This is a genomic window from Salipaludibacillus aurantiacus, assembly GCF_900111295.1.
Lineage (GTDB): Bacteria > Bacillota > Bacilli > Bacillales > Salisediminibacteriaceae > Salipaludibacillus > Salipaludibacillus aurantiacus.
Map to the genome: position 1 here is coordinate 1 of NZ_FOGT01000016.1, position 17,289 is coordinate 17,289.

General features: G+C 40.6%; 22 protein-coding genes and 1 pseudogene. 17 read left to right on the forward strand and 6 right to left on the reverse strand.

Features of this window, described 5'->3' with window-relative positions; all coding sequences use genetic code 11:
* Positions 1 to 201: 201 nt before the first annotated feature.
* Positions 202 to 753, reverse strand: coding sequence for a YsnF/AvaK domain-containing protein (locus BMW59_RS16335; protein WP_093054484.1), 552 nt, complete (start codon positions 751 to 753; stop codon positions 202 to 204).
* Between the two features lie 90 nt (positions 754 to 843).
* Complete coding sequence (locus BMW59_RS16340; RefSeq protein ID WP_093054486.1) at positions 844 to 1,350, reverse strand: YsnF/AvaK domain-containing protein; 507 nt, start codon at positions 1,348 to 1,350, stop codon at positions 844 to 846.
* A gap of 279 nt (positions 1,351 to 1,629) precedes the next feature.
* Between BMW59_RS16340 and BMW59_RS16345 the strand changes: the two genes are divergently transcribed.
* From BMW59_RS16345 to BMW59_RS16365, 5 genes are all read left to right on the forward strand, one after another.
* Positions 1,630 to 2,361: a hypothetical protein gene (locus tag BMW59_RS16345; protein ID WP_143051253.1), complete on the forward strand. Its 732-nt coding sequence runs from the start codon at positions 1,630 to 1,632 to the stop codon at positions 2,359 to 2,361.
* A 113-nt stretch (positions 2,362 to 2,474) separates the two neighbouring features.
* On the forward strand, positions 2,475 to 3,254 hold the full coding sequence (locus BMW59_RS16350; RefSeq protein ID WP_093054490.1) for an MBL fold metallo-hydrolase: 780 nt from the start codon (positions 2,475 to 2,477) through the stop codon (positions 3,252 to 3,254).
* Between the two features lie 35 nt (positions 3,255 to 3,289).
* Positions 3,290 to 3,589: a TIGR04104 family putative zinc finger protein gene (locus tag BMW59_RS16355; RefSeq protein ID WP_093054492.1), complete on the forward strand. Its 300-nt coding sequence runs from the start codon at positions 3,290 to 3,292 to the stop codon at positions 3,587 to 3,589.
* 57 nt (positions 3,590 to 3,646) lie between these two features.
* The gene (locus tag BMW59_RS16360) at positions 3,647 to 3,856 is read left to right on the forward strand and encodes a 2-hydroxymuconate tautomerase family protein (RefSeq protein ID WP_093054494.1); all 210 of its coding nucleotides are present in this window, start codon (positions 3,647 to 3,649) and stop codon (positions 3,854 to 3,856) included.
* 117 nt (positions 3,857 to 3,973) lie between these two features.
* Entirely contained in the window at positions 3,974 to 4,408 is a 435-nt protein-coding gene (locus BMW59_RS16365) for a GNAT family N-acetyltransferase (RefSeq protein ID WP_093054496.1), read from the forward strand.
* 48 nt (positions 4,409 to 4,456) lie between these two features.
* Here the strand turns inward: BMW59_RS16365 and BMW59_RS16370 are convergent, their stop codons facing one another.
* Complete coding sequence (locus BMW59_RS16370; RefSeq protein WP_245733184.1) at positions 4,457 to 4,771, reverse strand: DUF3243 domain-containing protein; 315 nt, start codon at positions 4,769 to 4,771, stop codon at positions 4,457 to 4,459.
* Positions 4,772 to 5,221: 450 nt separating this feature from the next.
* Here BMW59_RS16370 and BMW59_RS16375 point away from each other — a divergent pair, with 450 nt between their 5' ends.
* The 3 genes from BMW59_RS16375 (at position 5,222) to BMW59_RS16385 (ending at position 8,835) form a co-directional block, all read left to right on the forward strand.
* A complete protein-coding gene (locus BMW59_RS16375) occupies positions 5,222 to 6,046 on the forward strand; it encodes a DUF368 domain-containing protein (protein WP_093054498.1) in 825 nt (274 codons plus the stop codon).
* A gap of 354 nt (positions 6,047 to 6,400) precedes the next feature.
* Complete coding sequence (locus BMW59_RS16380; protein ID WP_093054500.1) at positions 6,401 to 6,781, forward strand: nuclear transport factor 2 family protein; 381 nt, start codon at positions 6,401 to 6,403, stop codon at positions 6,779 to 6,781.
* Positions 6,782 to 6,990: 209 nt separating this feature from the next.
* Entirely contained in the window at positions 6,991 to 8,835 is a 1,845-nt protein-coding gene (locus BMW59_RS16385) for a Xaa-Pro dipeptidyl-peptidase (protein WP_093054502.1), read from the forward strand.
* A 68-nt stretch (positions 8,836 to 8,903) separates the two neighbouring features.
* Here the strand turns inward: BMW59_RS16385 and BMW59_RS16390 are convergent, their stop codons facing one another.
* The gene (locus BMW59_RS16390; RefSeq protein WP_177174395.1) at positions 8,904 to 9,461 is read right to left on the reverse strand and encodes a methyltransferase domain-containing protein; all 558 of its coding nucleotides are present in this window, start codon (positions 9,459 to 9,461) and stop codon (positions 8,904 to 8,906) included.
* A gap of 151 nt (positions 9,462 to 9,612) precedes the next feature.
* Positions 9,613 to 9,771, reverse strand: a complete 159-nt coding sequence (locus BMW59_RS21860; protein ID WP_177174396.1) for a hypothetical protein — start codon at positions 9,769 to 9,771, stop codon at positions 9,613 to 9,615.
* A gap of 278 nt (positions 9,772 to 10,049) precedes the next feature.
* Here BMW59_RS21860 and BMW59_RS16395 point away from each other — a divergent pair, with 278 nt between their 5' ends.
* The 3 genes from BMW59_RS16395 (at position 10,050) to trpB (ending at position 12,918) form a co-directional block, all read left to right on the forward strand.
* On the forward strand, positions 10,050 to 10,838 hold the full coding sequence (locus BMW59_RS16395) for a class I SAM-dependent methyltransferase (RefSeq protein ID WP_093054506.1): 789 nt from the start codon (positions 10,050 to 10,052) through the stop codon (positions 10,836 to 10,838).
* Between the two features lie 20 nt (positions 10,839 to 10,858).
* On the forward strand, positions 10,859 to 11,527 hold the full coding sequence (locus tag BMW59_RS16400; RefSeq protein WP_218141998.1) for a uracil-DNA glycosylase: 669 nt from the start codon (positions 10,859 to 10,861) through the stop codon (positions 11,525 to 11,527).
* Positions 11,528 to 11,748: 221 nt separating this feature from the next.
* Positions 11,749 to 12,918, forward strand: coding sequence for a tryptophan synthase subunit beta (gene trpB, locus BMW59_RS16405; protein WP_093054694.1), 1,170 nt, complete (start codon positions 11,749 to 11,751; stop codon positions 12,916 to 12,918).
* 122 nt (positions 12,919 to 13,040) lie between these two features.
* On the opposite strand, the gene BMW59_RS16410 is transcribed toward trpB, so the two are convergent.
* A complete protein-coding gene (locus tag BMW59_RS16410) occupies positions 13,041 to 13,436 on the reverse strand; it encodes a hypothetical protein (protein ID WP_093054510.1) in 396 nt (131 codons plus the stop codon).
* Between the two features lie 92 nt (positions 13,437 to 13,528).
* Between BMW59_RS16410 and BMW59_RS22460 the strand changes: the two genes are divergently transcribed.
* The 6 genes and pseudogenes from BMW59_RS22460 to BMW59_RS16440 all read left to right on the forward strand — a co-directional run bounded on the left by BMW59_RS22460 (position 13,529) and on the right by BMW59_RS16440 (position 16,686).
* Positions 13,529 to 13,960 (forward strand): DUF4181 domain-containing protein, encoded by a 432-nt coding sequence (locus BMW59_RS22460; RefSeq protein WP_093054512.1) that lies wholly within the window; start codon positions 13,529 to 13,531, stop codon positions 13,958 to 13,960.
* A 60-nt stretch (positions 13,961 to 14,020) separates the two neighbouring features.
* Positions 14,021 to 14,344 carry a P-II family nitrogen regulator gene (locus BMW59_RS16420; RefSeq protein ID WP_093054514.1) on the forward strand — a complete coding sequence of 108 codons (324 nt, stop codon included), beginning with the start codon at positions 14,021 to 14,023 and terminating at the stop codon, positions 14,342 to 14,344.
* Positions 14,345 to 14,458: 114 nt separating this feature from the next.
* Positions 14,459 to 14,944, forward strand: a pseudogene (locus tag BMW59_RS16425) (TrkA C-terminal domain-containing protein); the annotation flags it as partial.
* 112 nt (positions 14,945 to 15,056) lie between these two features.
* Positions 15,057 to 15,464 (forward strand): NUDIX hydrolase, encoded by a 408-nt coding sequence (locus BMW59_RS16430; RefSeq protein WP_093054516.1) that lies wholly within the window; start codon positions 15,057 to 15,059, stop codon positions 15,462 to 15,464.
* Between the two features lie 40 nt (positions 15,465 to 15,504).
* On the forward strand, positions 15,505 to 16,122 hold the full coding sequence (locus BMW59_RS16435; protein ID WP_093054518.1) for an NUDIX hydrolase: 618 nt from the start codon (positions 15,505 to 15,507) through the stop codon (positions 16,120 to 16,122).
* A gap of 21 nt (positions 16,123 to 16,143) precedes the next feature.
* Positions 16,144 to 16,686 (forward strand): GNAT family N-acetyltransferase, encoded by a 543-nt coding sequence (locus BMW59_RS16440; protein WP_093054520.1) that lies wholly within the window; start codon positions 16,144 to 16,146, stop codon positions 16,684 to 16,686.
* The last annotated feature ends 603 nt before the right edge of the window (positions 16,687 to 17,289 follow it).

Here is a 17,289-nt window from a genome sequence, read left to right on the forward strand (position 1 = left end):
AAAGCATCACTCAACTCATTGAACCGCCGTATACGAGAACCGTACGTACGGTGGTGTGAGAGGACGGAGGGTCGAACCCTCCTCCTACTCGATTATGACACTGGTGCTTTTTATTATACTTGTTTAATAAGTTTTCCCATGAGCTCGCGAACGAAAAAAAGTTCTAAAAACGAGACGGCCCGTTTTAGAACTATAAGTGGTTTAAAAAAATCTGTTATCCTGGTCAGGATCTGTATTTCCTTCAATTTCTGCCCCAGGGTCTTTATCTCTGAATTCTCCTTCATTTTCCTCCACATCAACGTCCAGTTCTTCCTTTTTTAAGGTTTCTTCAATTTGCTCAACTTCTTGGACTTGGCGCTTCGATACGGAAACCTCATTGAGTTTAACCGGCTGCTTTTCAATTTCTATTTGTTCTTCTTTTAATGGAATTCGTAATTCTTCTTCATCACCTGCTTCAACAACCATTTCCTGGCGTTTGACAGGGATTCTGATGGTTTTTTCTTCTTCTATGACATCGGTTCGTACGTCGACTTCACCAGTCTGCTCACGTTCCTTGTTTATTTCTAATTCTTCTTCTCGAAGCTGCATCTCAGTCTCCTGGCCGTCTTCTTCCTGATTGGTTTTTCTATTACCAAACGTATAGGTCATGCCGCCCACAGCCGCGCCCAGTATCAGGCCTCCTTCAACAGGGACATTTAAGACCCACGTAATAAGACTGCCAATAATCGCTCCAGCCACTATATACCTTATCATTAGGCTTCCTCCGTTTATGTGATTTTTAAAAAGAGGGTAACTAAAGGCAAAGCCTTTTAAAGTTACCCTTTTGAAAAAGTTTAGCAAATGCTATTCTCTTTCAACATCCATATCGCCTTTAGTTTCTACATCTGCTTCGCCGTGTACGTCGACATCAGCCTTTTCTTTATGAAGAACGTCCCGCACCTGTTCATTTCTTTCAACAGGGCGCTTTTGGGCAGAAATTTCGCCGGTTACCACTGTATGCTTATCAGCATGCACTTCTTCAGCGGTCACAGGGATACGAACTGATTCTTCTTCTGTTATAGGCTCATCAGTTGGTTCGTGGTTAACTTCTCTCTGTTCAATCACAACCTGGTCATGAGAGACAGGGACATTAACTGTCTGTTCTTCTTCAGTAATCTCTTTATGAAGAACGACATCGCCGGTATCTTTTCTTTGTTTATCGACATCCAGCTCTTCTTCACGAAGATCCATATGAACCTCATTAGCGAATTCAGTCTCCTGTTCGCGGTCCTCCTGGCGTACTTCCTGCATTCCTTTTCGTCTTTCTTTCTGGTTTTGTTCATTACCATTAAATAAGTCGAAAAAGCCCATTTAGAACCCTCCTAAGAAATAAAATTAAAAGCGGTACAGCCATATCGTTCCCGCAGCAGAGTTCGTCTATCCGTGGAAGAAAGTGCATGAATTTCACACACGGTCCAACTTTTGAAATGATTGAATAAGCATAAATTAACCAGATGCAGAAGAAATAATTCTTTACCTCTTGGTAAAAATAGGAATTGCTATAGTATCTCACCCGCCATTTCTTTGTGATAAAATTAAGGTGTCATTAGTACCGTTTTTTAAAAACAATGGGGGAGAGGATGGATGAAGGTGAATAATCACGATGTTAAGAAGAAACCATTTTATAAAATACGGTGGTTTATGGTATTTACAACTTTATTGATCGCTGCTGTGCTCACCGGCTGTAACGATGAAGACGCAGCGCAAAGTGAGGATAACGGCAAAAGCAATGTGAGTGAGTTAAATGAACAGGAAAATGAGCAGAATAACTCAGTTAATGAAGCAGATAATAACGTAAACGATAGCGAAAACAAAAACAATAACGCCGACAACGATGAAGGAAATAATGCAACTGAACCAACTAACGAAGAAGCCATAGAGGAAGAGGAAACGGCTGAAGAAGAAGCAGAGAGTAATGGCGAATTTGAAAACGTGATTGCCGGCTTAGACCCTTCTGAAGTGGAAGACAGAATTAAAAGTCAGGCAGAAGACAATTGGGACGGCGACTACGAAATGCAGGTATTTGTTATTTCTAATCAAACTTCCGCTTATAGCGACTTGCTGGCATTAAACATCGATAGTGAAGTCAAAGAGACAGTATTAAATAATGCTTTTAAAGATTGGACCTTTGATTTTGAGATGGTCCAATTTGTATACGACAACCAGATGCAAGCTTATGATGATATTCAGGCGCTGGAACTGGATACCGAAGTGAAAGAACAGATTCTGGAAGATGCCTTTAATGACTGGGGCGATGATTTTGAAATGGTTCTGTACGTTTACGAGAACCAGTTAGAAGCCTATGAGGAAATAAATAACTGATTAAACGGACACGCTGACTGACAGGCGTGTCTTAATTTTTTTGAATTTTTAAAGGATACAAAGAAACAATGCAGAAAGAAGTATAATGAACTAAATATTGGGAGGGAACAAAAATAAAAGACGCATGGTTTACTATTCAAAAGATTGATCCTCTAACTTTTGCAATAAGTGAATACGGCCATTGGGAGAAAGTCCATTCTTTTTTGCTGCTCGGCACCCATTCGGCCGCCCTTATCGATACTGGGCTGGGGATCGATAATATTAAAAGAGTCACTGATCAGCTGACAAGTCTGCCAATTAAGGTGCTTACGACTCATGTGCACTGGGATCATATAGGCAGCCACGGTCAATTTACCGACATATATGTGCACGAAGGAGATTTAAACTGGCTGAAGCACGGTATTCAAGGGTTGTCTATCAGCCAAATAAGAAACGACATAAGCAGAGATATTACTTCGCCTGTACCTGAAACGTTCAATCCCGAAACTTATAAGCCTTTTCAAGGAGAACCAGCAGGATTGCTGGAAGACGGAGATGAAATCGATCTTGGGAACAGACAATTAATGGTCTATCATACACCCGGCCATTCACCAGGCCATATTTGTGTATTTGACAAGACAAACGGCTATTTATTTACTGGCGATCTTCTTTATGACCAGGCGCCAGTTTACGCTTTTTATCCCTCAACTGACCCTCAGTCCTTAACCGCGTCGTTAGTAAAAATAGCTGGTATACGAGGAGTGAGAGAGGTGTTTGGGTCACATCATACGTTAGGGCTTTCTCCGGAAATTTTGGAAGAAGTAAAAAAAGCCTGTACATATTTAAGAGAAAACGACCTCGCAAAATTCGGTACAGGCATTCATCAGTTTAACGGGTTCAGTGTACAATTCTAGAAAGAACTTGAAAAGTTGAAAAGGAGGACCTGTATATGAGATTGCCTGATTGTTTATTTTGCGGACGTTCGTTCAGATATAAAGAACTTCTTTTCTTTATGGGATCAGCAAAGCAGTGCCCACGGTGTAAAAACAGACAGTATATATCTCCTGACAGCAGACTGAGAGGAGCATTATACAGTTTCTTTTTTGTTGTTTTATTCTCACTTGGAGCTTTTTTTATTAACGCCAGCCCGTCTTTATACTTTATTTCAGGCTTCTTTATTTTAATTGGTGCTATTGCTGCAAGCCCTTTATTAATTAGATTTACTCGTAAAGAAGAACCTTTATTTTAGGCGGCTGGGTTAATTTTATCTGACATTCAAAATTTTACAGGAAAGAGGGAGAGGTAAATGCCTTACGTTAATATTAAAGTGACTAAAGAAAACGGCGGTCTGACTAAAGAAGAAAAAGAATCGTTGGTAAAAGGTGCGACATCCTTACTCCAGGAAACACTGGGTAAAAACCCGGCTTCTACCGTAGTAATCATTGATGAAATAGACACCGATAATTACGGTTTAGGTGGCGAACTGATTACTGAACGGAGAAAGCGCGGACAGTAATATAGTTGAAGTAAAAAAAACTGCTTACATGCAGTTTATTCTTATTCATAATGAACTCATTAAAGTATGCTACACTTTGGTTACACAATTTTCCAATTAAAGTGAGGGAAGATCTCAATGAATGAGAGTACAATTAAAGAACTTCAATCCAAAGAAGAGATTTTGCAAGCTTTCCCAGTCATGAGGCAGCTGCGTTCCCACCTTGATGAACAGGAATACCTGCAGTTAGTGGAAGAAGCGCAGAAACACGAAGGATATACTATGTATGCCATATTTGAGGAAAAGGAGCTTGCAGGCGTCATTGGGTTCCAACCGATGGTAACGCTGTACTACGGCCGGTTTATTTGGGTTTGTGACTTGGTCACAGATCTAAATAAACGATCTAAAGGTTTTGGAGAAAGTTTGCTTACATATGTGCATGAATGGGCAAAAGAAAACGGTTATGCCCTTGTCGCTTTATCTTCAGGGATCCGACGCTTTGAAGCCCATCGTTTTTATGAAGAAAAAATGGGTTATAACAAAGCCAGCTTTGTCTTTAAAAAAAGTTTATAATTGTTGGCACAAAAAAACAGCGTGTTATTAAACACGCTGAGCTCTGAATTAATTACCTTCTTTTTTAGCAAGTTTCACGAGAGTATGGGCCATCTTATGCTTTTCGTCATCATCACTGACTTTCCACATTTCCTGAAGAAGCTTTTCTTCACTATTTTTAGGCTCTTCATGGTTTTTAAGGTACTCTGCGACACGTTCTGCTCCTTTAGCCAGATGTTCTTCACTTAAACCAAGCTTTTCGCCTTTTTGGATCTTGTCGTTTAAATAATTTTGAAACTCGTCGAAACTTTCTAGAATTTCCTGTTTCTTATCTGGAGACATGTTCTCCAGTTTTTCTTCAGCTTGTCGTTTTGGGTCTGCCACAATAAATCCCTCCTAGTAAGTTATATTTTGGCAGTTCCCCCTATTTAAACTATTTAAACCATTATTATGAAACTTGTGCAAGTTTTATATAACAAATATATAAATAACTTATACATACGAGCAATAAAAAGAGCAGTTTTTTATTTTTTAGACAGGGAAATCGATACCCGAGCAGTGAGAGAGAGGAAAACAGAAAAGGGGATAGCGATAGAGAGAGAGTTTGCGAACGAGAAGAAAATTAGCATATCCTCTAACATTCTATTTCCGATGAGTACAAATTAAAACATTCGCTGGACACAAATTCCTGCGTTGTCGTACGTCGTGCAAAACTTCTCTAATTTACGTAAAACAAAGGAACGCTTTAAAAAGATTAGAGTGCCGGTTTAATATTACCGCTACACATACTTTTCCTATTAAAAAGCATAAGAAAGGAACGGTGGAATTTCCAAGATGATCAAGAATATATTCAGAGGAGCTGCGATTGGAATTACAGAAACAGTCCCTGGAGTAAGCGGCAGCACAGTTGCTATGATCTTAGGAATATACGGCCAATTAATATATTCCTTAAGCAGTTTAACAACTGATAAGAGGAATGAGCAGTTGCCATTTTTATTAACGCTTGGGATAGGGATGCTTTTTGGGTTTGCAGTCTCTATTTATCTCATCGATTATTTATTAAGCACTTACCGCACGCCGACATTATTATTTTTTGCAGGCATTATCACAGGGTTTCTGCCTTTTCTGTGTAAGGAAGCTGTTAGCAAGTCTCATACTTATTTTCAAAAGACACATTTTTTTATTATTATACTTTTTTTCCTACTAGTAGCCGGTGGGCAGTTTTTCGGCGGCGGTATTGACATGAATACCGCTGACTTATCGGTCGGAAATTACTTATTTTTAGGGCTTGCAGGCACGGTTGCAAGCACGGCTCTTGTTCTGCCCGGTATCAGCGGAGCTCTTATCCTGACTATTCTGGGTGTTTATGAAGTGGCAACTGCCTCTGTCCTTACCCTTCATCTTCCTGTCATTTTGCCGATATTAGCAGGGTTGATCCTCGGTGTTTTATTTACAAGCAGACTAGTCAGGTTTCTTTTAGAGAAGTATACCATGGAAACATACTCTGCTATGATCGGCTTAGTTGCCGGTTCTATAATTGCTGTTTTTCATAATGCTGGCGGGCTGATGGAAGCGCAGGTTTTAATAGTTTCCTTACTAACATTTATGGCAGGACTTTTTTTGGTATCTATATTAAAGAAAGTACAAAATGCCGGTTGAAGAGCGAGGTCTACGTGTTAATTATAATAATATTATGTAAACTTTTCGTTCTTTATAGTTAAGGATAAAACAGCCGGGTGGAAAACCTAATCACAATAAGCTTAGTTAATTATAATTAGTCAAATAAGCTGATTGAATGGGTAATATCGCTGATTGAAGAAAATTTCAAACTAATAGAAAGATTTTTAGTCCTTATAACTCACCTAAGTGAGCATACAAACGTGTTTTTTAGCTTACATGACACCAACCATGATAAAAAACGACCTGGGAGAGAGAAGAAACTCACATGATCACACGACATTTTAACTGTAAATCGATAAATTACTTAACACGGGGATTAATTAGGAGGTAAAAATGCCGCACGATTTAAAAAGTCAGCTGAAAGAGTTAGAGGAAAGCCATATAAGTCTTGAGGTTCGCAGAAGTCCGGAAAAACTGGCGGCCCTGCTTGCGGATGATTTCTTGGAAATAAGCAGTTCAGGATATAAATACGGAAAGAAAGAATGTCTCGAAACAGGAGTGGTTTTGACAGAAATGACGCTGCATGAGTTTGAAATTTATCCTCTCGCAACCAATATTGTTTTATCAACTTATTTTATTCATGATAAAACGAGGGACAAAAATACAATGCGCAGTTCTATATGGAAACTTACTAATGGAGTGTGGCAGTTATCTTTTCATCAGGGAACAGTGACTCCCCTTGAGCCTGAGGACTTTATAGGAAATGGTAATTAATGAAAAGGAACAGCGGGTGCTTCGGCAGCCGTTTTTTTTTATTGTATAGGTCTAATTATTACAGTTTAAAGGGCGTCCATTATTCTACAAAATATTCTGAAAACAAATGGTAAGTTTTAATAGAGAACGCTTCGTTAAGTTCTTAAACCTTTATAAAAGGAGGGTAGGCAGGTACTTATATTTTTTCAACTAAAAAGGAGGCCAACCATTTGAAAAAAACATCGTTACTTAGCGGACTTAGCAGTCTGGTAATTCTATTGTCCTTAGTTTCACCTTCAACTACTTCTGCAGAGCCAGGTGACTTGCCTTTAAACGGACTGATTCCTGAAACGGCTGATGAAACTGCTTTTATAGAGCTTGCGGAAGGGAAAACGTCTCCTGTCTATTCTACGTCTGATGCCATAGTGGAGAACCTGTTAGTAGAAACGACAATAGATAGTGATAATACAGGTGAACGTGATCTGGTTTCAATTAAAGTGATGAGGCCGAACACAGAGCCGGGAGTTAAAGTACCTGTTATTTATGAGATGAGCCCTTATCGAGCCGGTTTAAGGCCGCTCCATTTTTTTGACGTAGATGTGGATCTTCAACCAGTGCCTCATCCGGGGAATGGATACGGCCGTGGAAATGCTGGCGGCAAACCTTTCACCTCTGGACAAGTTACCGGCCAGCTGGCAAACTATTATGTCCCGCGCGGATATGCAGTCATTTTAGGAGAAGGAATCGGAAGCGGGCGTTCAACAGGCTGTGCGACTTCAGGAGACAAATATGAAACGTTAGGTACGGTGGCAGTTATAGAATGGCTAAATGGAAATGCAAGAGCATTCAATACGGACGGAAAAGAAGTTTTCGCTGACTGGACAACTGGAAATGTAGGAATGACCGGAGCCTCTTATAATGGCACCCTTGCTACTGCCGCTGCTACGACTGGAGTGGAAGGTTTGAAAACGATCGTGCCGGTTGTAGCTATTAGTAACTGGTATGACTACTTCCGTGCTAACGGGGCAGTTGTTGCACCCGGTGGTTATCAAGGAGAGGATGCCAGTGTGTTAGCTGACGCAGTGACCACGAGGGCCAATGGGGAAATTTGCGATCCTGTTCTTGAAAAAATGGTGGAAGATGAAGACCGTATAACAGGGGATTATAACGAATTTTGGGATGAACGAAATTACTTAAACGATATTGAAAACATAGAAGCAAGTGTGTTCCTTGTACACGGGCTAAACGACAGAAATGTAAGGACAAAACAATTTTCCCAGTTGTGGGAAGCGATAGGCAAGTACGATATTCCGCGTAAAATGTGGTTGCATCAAGGCGGGCACAGAGGGGCCGGTTCAGCTAACAACTGGCAGGAAACCCAGCATAAATGGTATGATTACTGGCTCTACGGATTAGAGAACGGCATTACGGAAGAGCCAAAAGTTGATGTTGAAAGAGAAGATCAGTCATGGCACAAACAGGATCACTGGCCGCATGCAGACGTCAAATCGACTAATCTTTATTTCCAGCCAGAAGGTGAAGGAACAGGTTCTCTGGAAGTATCACCGGTCCGGGATCTTCCAAAAGTAAAACAGACTTTTACAGATGCACCCCGGACAAATCCAACTAGTCTCATCTCCGAGCCGGACGACGTGCAGGAGAATAGGGTGGAGTACACAACAGACCAGTTAGCAGAACCGGTCCACATGAGCGGAACCCCTGAAATAAAGGTAAGGGCCAGTTTAAACAGTCAAGTCTCAAACTTATCTGCTTTTCTGGTAGATTATAAAAAGGACGGGACACAAACTGTGGTGACACGCGGATGGATGGATGCCCAGAACATTCACGGGGAAGAGCGTTCCATCAGCTTAGTTCCTGGCAGGGATTACACCTTTGAATGGGATATGCAGCCGCACGATTATGTCTTTAATGAAGGATCCCGTATTGGTGTGGTAGTAATGGCGAGTGACCGCGATCATACGCTTCGGCCATTTTCAGAAACAGAAGTATCTCTATTACCAACAAAAAGTTATTTGACACTTCCGATTATTAACGGAAAGGATGCCATTAAGTAAATATAAGCGCAAAAGAGACTAGGTAAAGGCTTAGTCTCTTTTTAATATGAAATAGGTATGGCTGCCTTTTATATTTTTCTCGCAAAGATTGTCTGTCGGCCTTCTTGCTCATTTTCTTCATAAAAAAGAATATGCCAGTTTTTAAATTCAGACAGCAGTTCTCCCGGTTGTAGCTTATATTTATCAGAAACTTTGCCGTTGCCAGCGGCAGAGACATAGTACGTCTCTATAAAAATAAAACCGTTCTTTCTGATCATCGATTTTATATAAGGAAACATCAGGCGGTCAAGATAATAGGTAACGACTGCCATATCAGCTGAATTTACCTCCAGGTCAGATTGTTTCAATTGAGTCAGGTCTCTTGTATGGACGTCAATTGACAGCTTTTCCTTATCAGCCAGTTCTTTCACATGACTAATTGCCACATCAGAAATATCCAATGCGAGGACCTTATAATTTAATTTTGCAAGGAATACACTGTTTGCCCCAAGCCCGCAAGCAAGATCGACTGCTGCGCCTCCGGTAAAATAAGGGGCCAGTTTTACTAGTCGCGGGTTAGGTTCTTTCTGCTTTTGCTGCTCTATTCGGTCGGCATGCTTACTGTTCCATTTATTTTTTGAATCCAATGGTCTGTTTCCCTCCAAAAAATATTATCAATTATTTCTCTTTAATTATCTCTATCATAAGTTTTTCAGGGATAAACATAAAGAAGGAGAAAAACAGAGGCAGGCTGATTTACTAACTTGGGGAAACAGCAGATGAGCTCGGCTAATTTTACTAAACAAGATAAACGGCAGCACTTAAATAATGAAAAGAAAAAGTGAAGGAAGAGTATTTTTGGGAAAAGACAAACCATTTCAGGTATTTGTCAAACAGATAGCCATTACGATCATAACTTGCCAGGAAATTATAAACTTTGCTGATTAACATATCCATTTGCTCCCACTCCCTTTTACTGGGTAGTGTGCACAAATTTTGGAAATTTATGTGGGGTTTCTAAAATTTTTTTATTGGTGGGACTTTAAACGAAAGATTTTGGGCTTTATTATGCTGGAATTTTACACGTGTACTACAAGACAGGAAGCTCAGCCTCGATAGTACTCGGCCAATATTAATCAGAATGTAAATACCATTCCTGACTAAGCCATAGAGAGATAAAGATGATAAACTAAAAATAATAAATATTTTAGATAAGTGCGGGGAGGGACTCTGGAGTGGAAGTGAATTTTGGGAACGTAGCCCATCATTATGCCAAGTACAGAAATGATTTACCTGATGAACTATTTGCCAGTTTTAAAGTTAGAGACTTAACTTTTCACGATAAAAAAGTAGCTGATTTAGGTTCAGGAACAGGCATCTTAAGCCGGGCACTTTTCAAAGAGGGGGCCGCGGTAACCGGCATCGAACCCTCGAGAGAGTTAATTCAAAAAGCTGAAGAAATTGATATAAGTGAAGAGATGACAATTAAGTATGTGAATACGGGTGTTGAAAATGCAAACCTGGACTCCAATTCATATGATTATGTAACTGTTTTAAGAGCATGGCACTGGTTCGACAGAGAAAAAACGCTTGAAGTGATAAATCAAATATTAAAACGAAATGGAAAATTAATGGTGATGGATTCAGGGTTCATTTCTCAAGAGTCACTAATAATGGATACACTGGATATGATTAAAGCTTATATGCCTGATGGCAAATTGAAAGCTGCCGGATCAAAGGCAAGTTCAACACAAAGAATAAATGGTTTTCCTGTTGAATGGTTTAAAGAGTGGGAAGATTACGGGCTGGACTTAAATGACACCTATAAATTCAATTATATGGTGTCATTTTCCAATGAAGAATGGACAGGAAGAGTCGGATCTCTTTCATGGCTGTCCCAAATCCAGGAATCTGACCGCCGGAAACTGCTGAAGCAACTATATAGTCATCTGAATAAAAAATTTAACGACACTCAGCATGATATCGAACATGCATGCACCGTTGCCCTTTTAACTAAACGGTAGAGCGGCCAGGAGGGATAATATTGGGATTGGAAACGCTAAATGACACGATTTTAAAGTGCAACAAATGTCCGAGACTGAGAGAGTGGTGTCTGCAGCAGGAAGGATCAAAGAAAAAGTTCGAGAATGAGACTTACTGGAAACTGCCATTACCAGGGTTCGGCGATCCAGAAGCCAAGGTTCTAATAACAGGTCTTGCTCCTGCAGCACACGGAGGAAACAGGACAGGCAGGGTATTTACTGGAGATACGTCAGGCGAGTATTTATTTTCAGCTCTTTACCGGCACGGATTTTCCAGTCGTAAAGACTCTTTATACAGGAATGATGGTCTTAGCTTAACAGACGTGTATATAACAAACGTGGTCAAGTGCGCTCCGCCCAAAAACAGGCCTGATGCTTCTGAATTTCATACTTGCAGCCCTTTCCTGATAGAAGAAATGAGGCAGTTGAAACAAGTGAAAGTTATCCTGGCTCTTGGAGGGCAGGCTTTTGATAAAACAAGACGGGTTTTAAGAGATATGGGGGCGAATGTGGGAGGAGCAGCATTCGGCCATGCTGTCATATATGATCTGGGACCGGGCTTTCCAGTTCTTGCAGGTTCTTATCATCCTTCTTTATACAATATTAATACCCGGCGTGTAACACCTGCTATGCTGGACGATGTCTTCGAATCTATTAAAACGTATTTATAAAGCACTACCTTTGGTGGCAGCTGAAAAAGCCGTCCTTATTTGTCTTGCGTTTTTTTTAAAGGGCTATGGTCTAAAAATTTATAATGCAACCTCAAGAATTTTCAAAATACAATTGTTGACAGATGAACCCGATCCCTATAAAATACAATGTAATTCTTTATGGTTTTAGTTTAGCAGAGTGAGATTAGAAAAAATGAGATTAGCTGAGGAGAGTGAGTATGATGAATGAAGTGAAAGCAAAAAAGGGTTATTTTGGTGAATTTGGGGGGAGTTTCGTTCCGCCCGAATTGCAGGAAGTTCTGGATATGCTTGCAGAACAGTTTGAGAAATATAAGAATGATCCGGAGTTTAATGAAGATTTCAAATATTATTTGCGGGAATTCGTTGGAAGAGAAAACCCGTTAACATTTGCAAAAAATTTAACTGAAGAATTTAACGGAGCGAAAATTTACCTTAAACGGGAAGATTTAAACCATACAGGCGCCCACAAAATTAATAACGTGATTGGCCAGATTCTGCTGGCTAAACGAATGGGCGCGCACCGCATTATTGCTGAAACAGGCGCCGGGCAGCATGGCGTAGCAACCGCTACAGCATGCGCCATGTTTGGAATGGACTGCACGGTTTACATGGGTAAACTGGATACCGAAAGGCAGGCATTGAATGTTTTCCGTATGGAGCTTCTAGGCGCGAAAGTAGTGCCTGTTGATAAAGGCCAGGGAAGACTGAAAGATGCCGTGGATGAAGCTCTGCAGGATTTAGTGAAAAATTACGAATCGACGTTTTACCTGCTAGGTTCAGCCGTCGGACCTCACCCGTTTCCATCGATGGTTAAACACTTCCAGTCAGTTATCAGTGAAGAATCGAAGCGCCAGATTCTTGAAAAGGAAGGACAGCTGCCAAATGCGGTTATTGCTGTGACCGGTGGCGGGAGCAATGCGATTGGCGCGTTTGCCCATTACATTGACGAACCATCTGTCAGGCTCGTCGGAGTGGAGCCTGAAGAAGCAGCTACGCTGTCAAAAGGGACACCGGCAGTACTCCATGGATTTAAATGTCTTGTGCTGCAGGATGAGAACGGCAATCCTGAACCGACTTACTCTATCGCTGCAGGGCTGGACTATCCGGGGATCGGTCCTGAACACAGTCACTTGAAAACAAGCGGCAGGGCAGAATACTATACGGTATCTAAGGAAGAAGTCCTCGATGCTTTTCAGCTTTTATCGAAAAAGGAAGGGATCATTCCAGCTTTGGAGAGTGCCCATGCTGTGGCGTTAGCTAAGAAGCTGGCTCCTGAATTTTCAAAAGAGGAAAATATCATTATTAACATTTCAGGCCGCGGCGACAAAGACGTCCAGCAGGCGTATGAGATGTTTAATAATCAGTCATAAAGGTTGGTGCTGCCGACGTTCCACCTACACATGTATCACGAAGATACAACGAGTAAAATGCCACATACGGCAGCTTAAAAAAGGCAACAAACAAACCCGCCAGGTCACACTGGTGGGTTTGTTTACTGCTTTCCGAACATCCGGCTCCAAATATTCCGCTCATATTCCCATAGTTTCAGGTCCTTTTTTTTGTTTAGAAAGTCGATCACTCTGTCACCATGTTTTGGAAATGACAGGTCGGCTTTTTCATCAAGGAGGACACGAACGCGCATGAGGCCTTTATTAACCATGACGTTATCACAGTCTTCCCATAAAAACTTCTCCATAAGGCTTACATCCCTGTCTTCTATTACTTCCAGAATGAATAAATCCTCTTCACAAAAACCAGCGTAAAAGAACCCGCTCTTTATCTTGCCGATTTTTACGGGCACAATCATTTGCACCTCAGTACCCTCGCTTTGAAACCATTCTCTCACAAGTCGTTCATGATCTGACGTCTGTTTCTTTTGATTATCCATTTTTTCACCACCAGCTGGATTACGTATGATAAGATAACATTAACAAAAATTCCCTGTGTTTTAAACTTAATTAACGGCGGGGGGCTTTCACCATGGTAATTGAGCTTGGAATAATCATTGTTGTTTCAGCTGTTATCTTATCTTGGAATATCAAACGTTTATTACGAAAATATTATCACATTGAAAGGAAAAAATCTTTCTTTATCGAATACGTTAATCTGAGCCACAAAATCACTATATGGACTCTAAATGTCGTATTCTTCATCGTGCAGGCTGTCGTTTCTTATATGGTCACTTTTCATGCGTACAGCTATTATGTATTATTTTTTATCTCTAGTGGGTTTATCCTGCTCACATTCTTTATTCAAAGCTATTTTGAATGGAAGTATTCTTCCCAGCCGCAAACCTCACTTCTCACCTTGACTGACCTTTTAATTTTTCTTTTTGCTGCGTTAATATTTTTCCAGTTAGTCACTTCCTCCCGGAGTCAGGCACTATTTAGTTTAACAGCTTCAATAATATAAGTGTAAACATAACTAAATTGTGAAATAGATGATTAGACAGGACTTAAGGAGGCTGGTTGAATGAGTAAAGAGTATAAAGCTATTATTTCAATTGTTGATAACAACTTGACTGACACCGTACTCGAAAAGATTGAAGAAGAACATGGAATAACTAGCAGTACAGTGATTCTTGCCAGAGGAAGAAGTGATAAAGACGGTGGATTTTTCGGGTTCAAGGTTGAACCGGAGAGAGAATGTGTTATAACTCTTGTTAATGAGGAATCATTAAAGCAAGTCATTGAGACGATCGAGACTTACGGGGAGTTAAAAGAGCCGGGGCAAGGTATAGTGTTCTCACTATCGTTAGAGCATGTAGGTGGTTTACTTCCTTCCAATATGAACTAATAAATAAGAAGGGGCTTTCTAAAGTTTGAAGGCACCTTTTTCAATCATTGTTTTACATAATAATAAATTTCAAATATAAGTATAAACACTAATTTATTATTGATAATGTAAGGTGAAAAAACGTTGATCTCCTGGGCTGGTCTCCGCGGGGCTGTACCAATTGTTTTAGCCACTTTCCCAATGATTGCAGGACTTGAAAATGCTCAGTTGTTTTTTAACGTCGTGTTTTTCGTCGTGTTGACTTCCGCGTTAATACAAGGCGCAACGATCTCTCCTTTTGCCCAAAAATTAGGCTTAACAGGTCCCAATAAAGTTGTTCCTTTGCATTCGTTAGAGCTCGTATCAATCGGCCAGACCAACGCCGAGATCATCGAGTATACGTTTAATGAAGAAACAAGGATTGTCGGAAAACCACTGGCTGAAATTGAATTTCCTGACGACGTCTTAATCAATGCTATCATCCGGAAGGGTGAATTAGTTACTCCGTATGGTGAGACTGTGATTAAAGATAAGGACATCCTTTATATTCTTGTATCCAGGTCAAGTAAGAAAGATCTTAAGAAAATGCTTGGAGAGCGCAAAAATATTCCTGATGATTAATAAAATTAAATGTAGTTCTAACTGGAGGTTTCTTTATAATTTAGAAACCTCCTTTTTATATCATCAAATTCAAAAAATTAGATTTTAATGAAATATAGGAAGGAGCATTCATATGGAAGATCCAAAGCATATTGTCTCTGCAGCAGCCGTTGTTTTAAATGAGGAAGGGCATCTCTTATTAATTAAAGGGCCTAAAAGAGGCTGGGAAATGCCCGGCGGCCAGGTTGAAGAAGGAGAATCAGCCATGGACGCAGCAGTGAGAGAAACGAAAGAAGAAAGCGGCATCGATATTGAAATTATTAAATTCTGCGGTGTTTTTCAAAACAAAGGTGATAAAATTTGTAATTTACTTTTTCTTGCAAAACCGCTCGGCGGGGAACTAACCGTCACAGCCGAAAGTCTTGAAACAGGTTTTTATCCGGTGCAGGAGGCTTTGGAACAGGTCACTTGGACTAATTTCAAAGAAAGAATCATGTTATGTTTAAACGAAGACCAGCATCCCTTTTTTATAGATTTTTAAAAAGGCTAAGAATAAACTTTGAAATTGACAGGAGGGTATTATGAGTTATAAATGGCTGGACTGGGCAAAAAGAATCCAATCTGTTTCACAAGCGGGGCTTGCTTTTTCAAAAGATAAGTATGACATCGAACGCTACAAAGAGCTGCAGGCTGTAAGTGCAGAGATTATGGCGGAACATACTAATTTAGAGACTGAAAAAATCATCGGGCTATTTGATAAAGAGTCAGGTTACCAGACGCCTAAAATAGACGTGCGCGGTGGAGTATTTAGAAAGAATAAGATTCTTTTAGTGCATGAAAAAATGGATAATAAGTGGTCCTTGCCTGGAGGGTTTTGTGAGGTAGGGCTTTCGCCAGCTGAGAATATTATAAAGGAAGTAAAAGAAGAAGCAGGATTCGATGTGAATGCAGCCAGGTTGCTGGCATTACTGGATATGAATAAGCATCCGCATCCCCCTCAGCCTTACCATTATTACAAAATATTTATTCTCTGTGAGCTGGCGGGAGGCAAAGCGGCTGCAGGCCTCGAAACTAAAAATGTTAAATTCTTCAGGGAAGATAATCTACCGGACTTATCTCTGGCCAGAAATACAGAAGGGCAAATCAGTATGCTGTTTGATTTTTTGAAAAATCCTGAAAAGCAGACGATTGTCGATTAGAAAATTAGAGGAGGAACCCCGATGGCTTATTTTAAAACAGAAAGATTAGTTTTGAGGCCCCTTCAGCTCAAAGATGCTGAGCGAGTGGAAGAGCTGGCAAAGGAATATGATGTGGCGAAGACAACATTGAATATTCCTCACCCTTATCCTGAAGGGGGAGCTAAAGAATACATCCAACGCGTAACCGAAGCAGAAAAAAATGGAGAGATTGTATGCCTGGCAATTACGCAAAAAGAAAACGGTACTTTTATAGGGATAATCAATATAAAAGAAGATTTGAAACACCATCGGGGAGAACTGGGTTACTGGATCGGAAAACCTTATTGGGGCCAGGGGTACTGTACTGAAGCAGTAAAAGCACTGATTCCGTTCAGTTTTCAGGAATTGAAGTTAAACAAATTATTTGCGACAGCCTTTACAGCTAACCCGGGTTCATGGAAAGTGATGGAGAAAAGCGGCCTAAAGTATGAAGGGACATTAAAACAGCATGTTCATAGATCAGGCCGTTATTTTGATTTAGCTTATTACGGGTTACTTAAAGAAGATTACTTAGGAGAATGGTAATTGTTTTTGGGAATTTAGCAAAAATAAAGGGATGATAAGAGCCACTGGATCAGCTTAGCTACTGGCGAGTGGCTCGAAAACCGGAAATAAAGTCCTCTCATCGCGTGGATGATCAAGTGAGGGGATGATAAAAAGGATATAAGGTCTTCTCAACGCGCGGAAGATCAAACGAGCGGCTCATAAAAAGGATATAAGGTCCACTTATGACGTCAATGGTCAAGCGAACGGACGATGAAACGAATATATAGTCCACTCTACATGCGCGTGATCGAGTGAGCGGACGATAAAACGAATATATAGTTCACTCAACATGCGAATGATCGAGTGAGCGGCTGATAAAACGGATATATAGTCCACTCAACATGGGCGTGATCAAGCGAGCGGACGATAAAACGACTATATAGCCCGCTCATCGAGCCGATAATTAAATGAGTGGCTCTGAAAACTTAAATAATGCCCATTCAAAGGCTGCACCCGCTGATGAGTGGATCATAAAGTGCCTGCTCCACCCGCCCGATCAGCGTCAACATGGCTCCCGTTCACTTATGAAACCGCCGTGAACCACCGCTGCCGCAACACCCCATCACCGGTCGCGAAAACTAT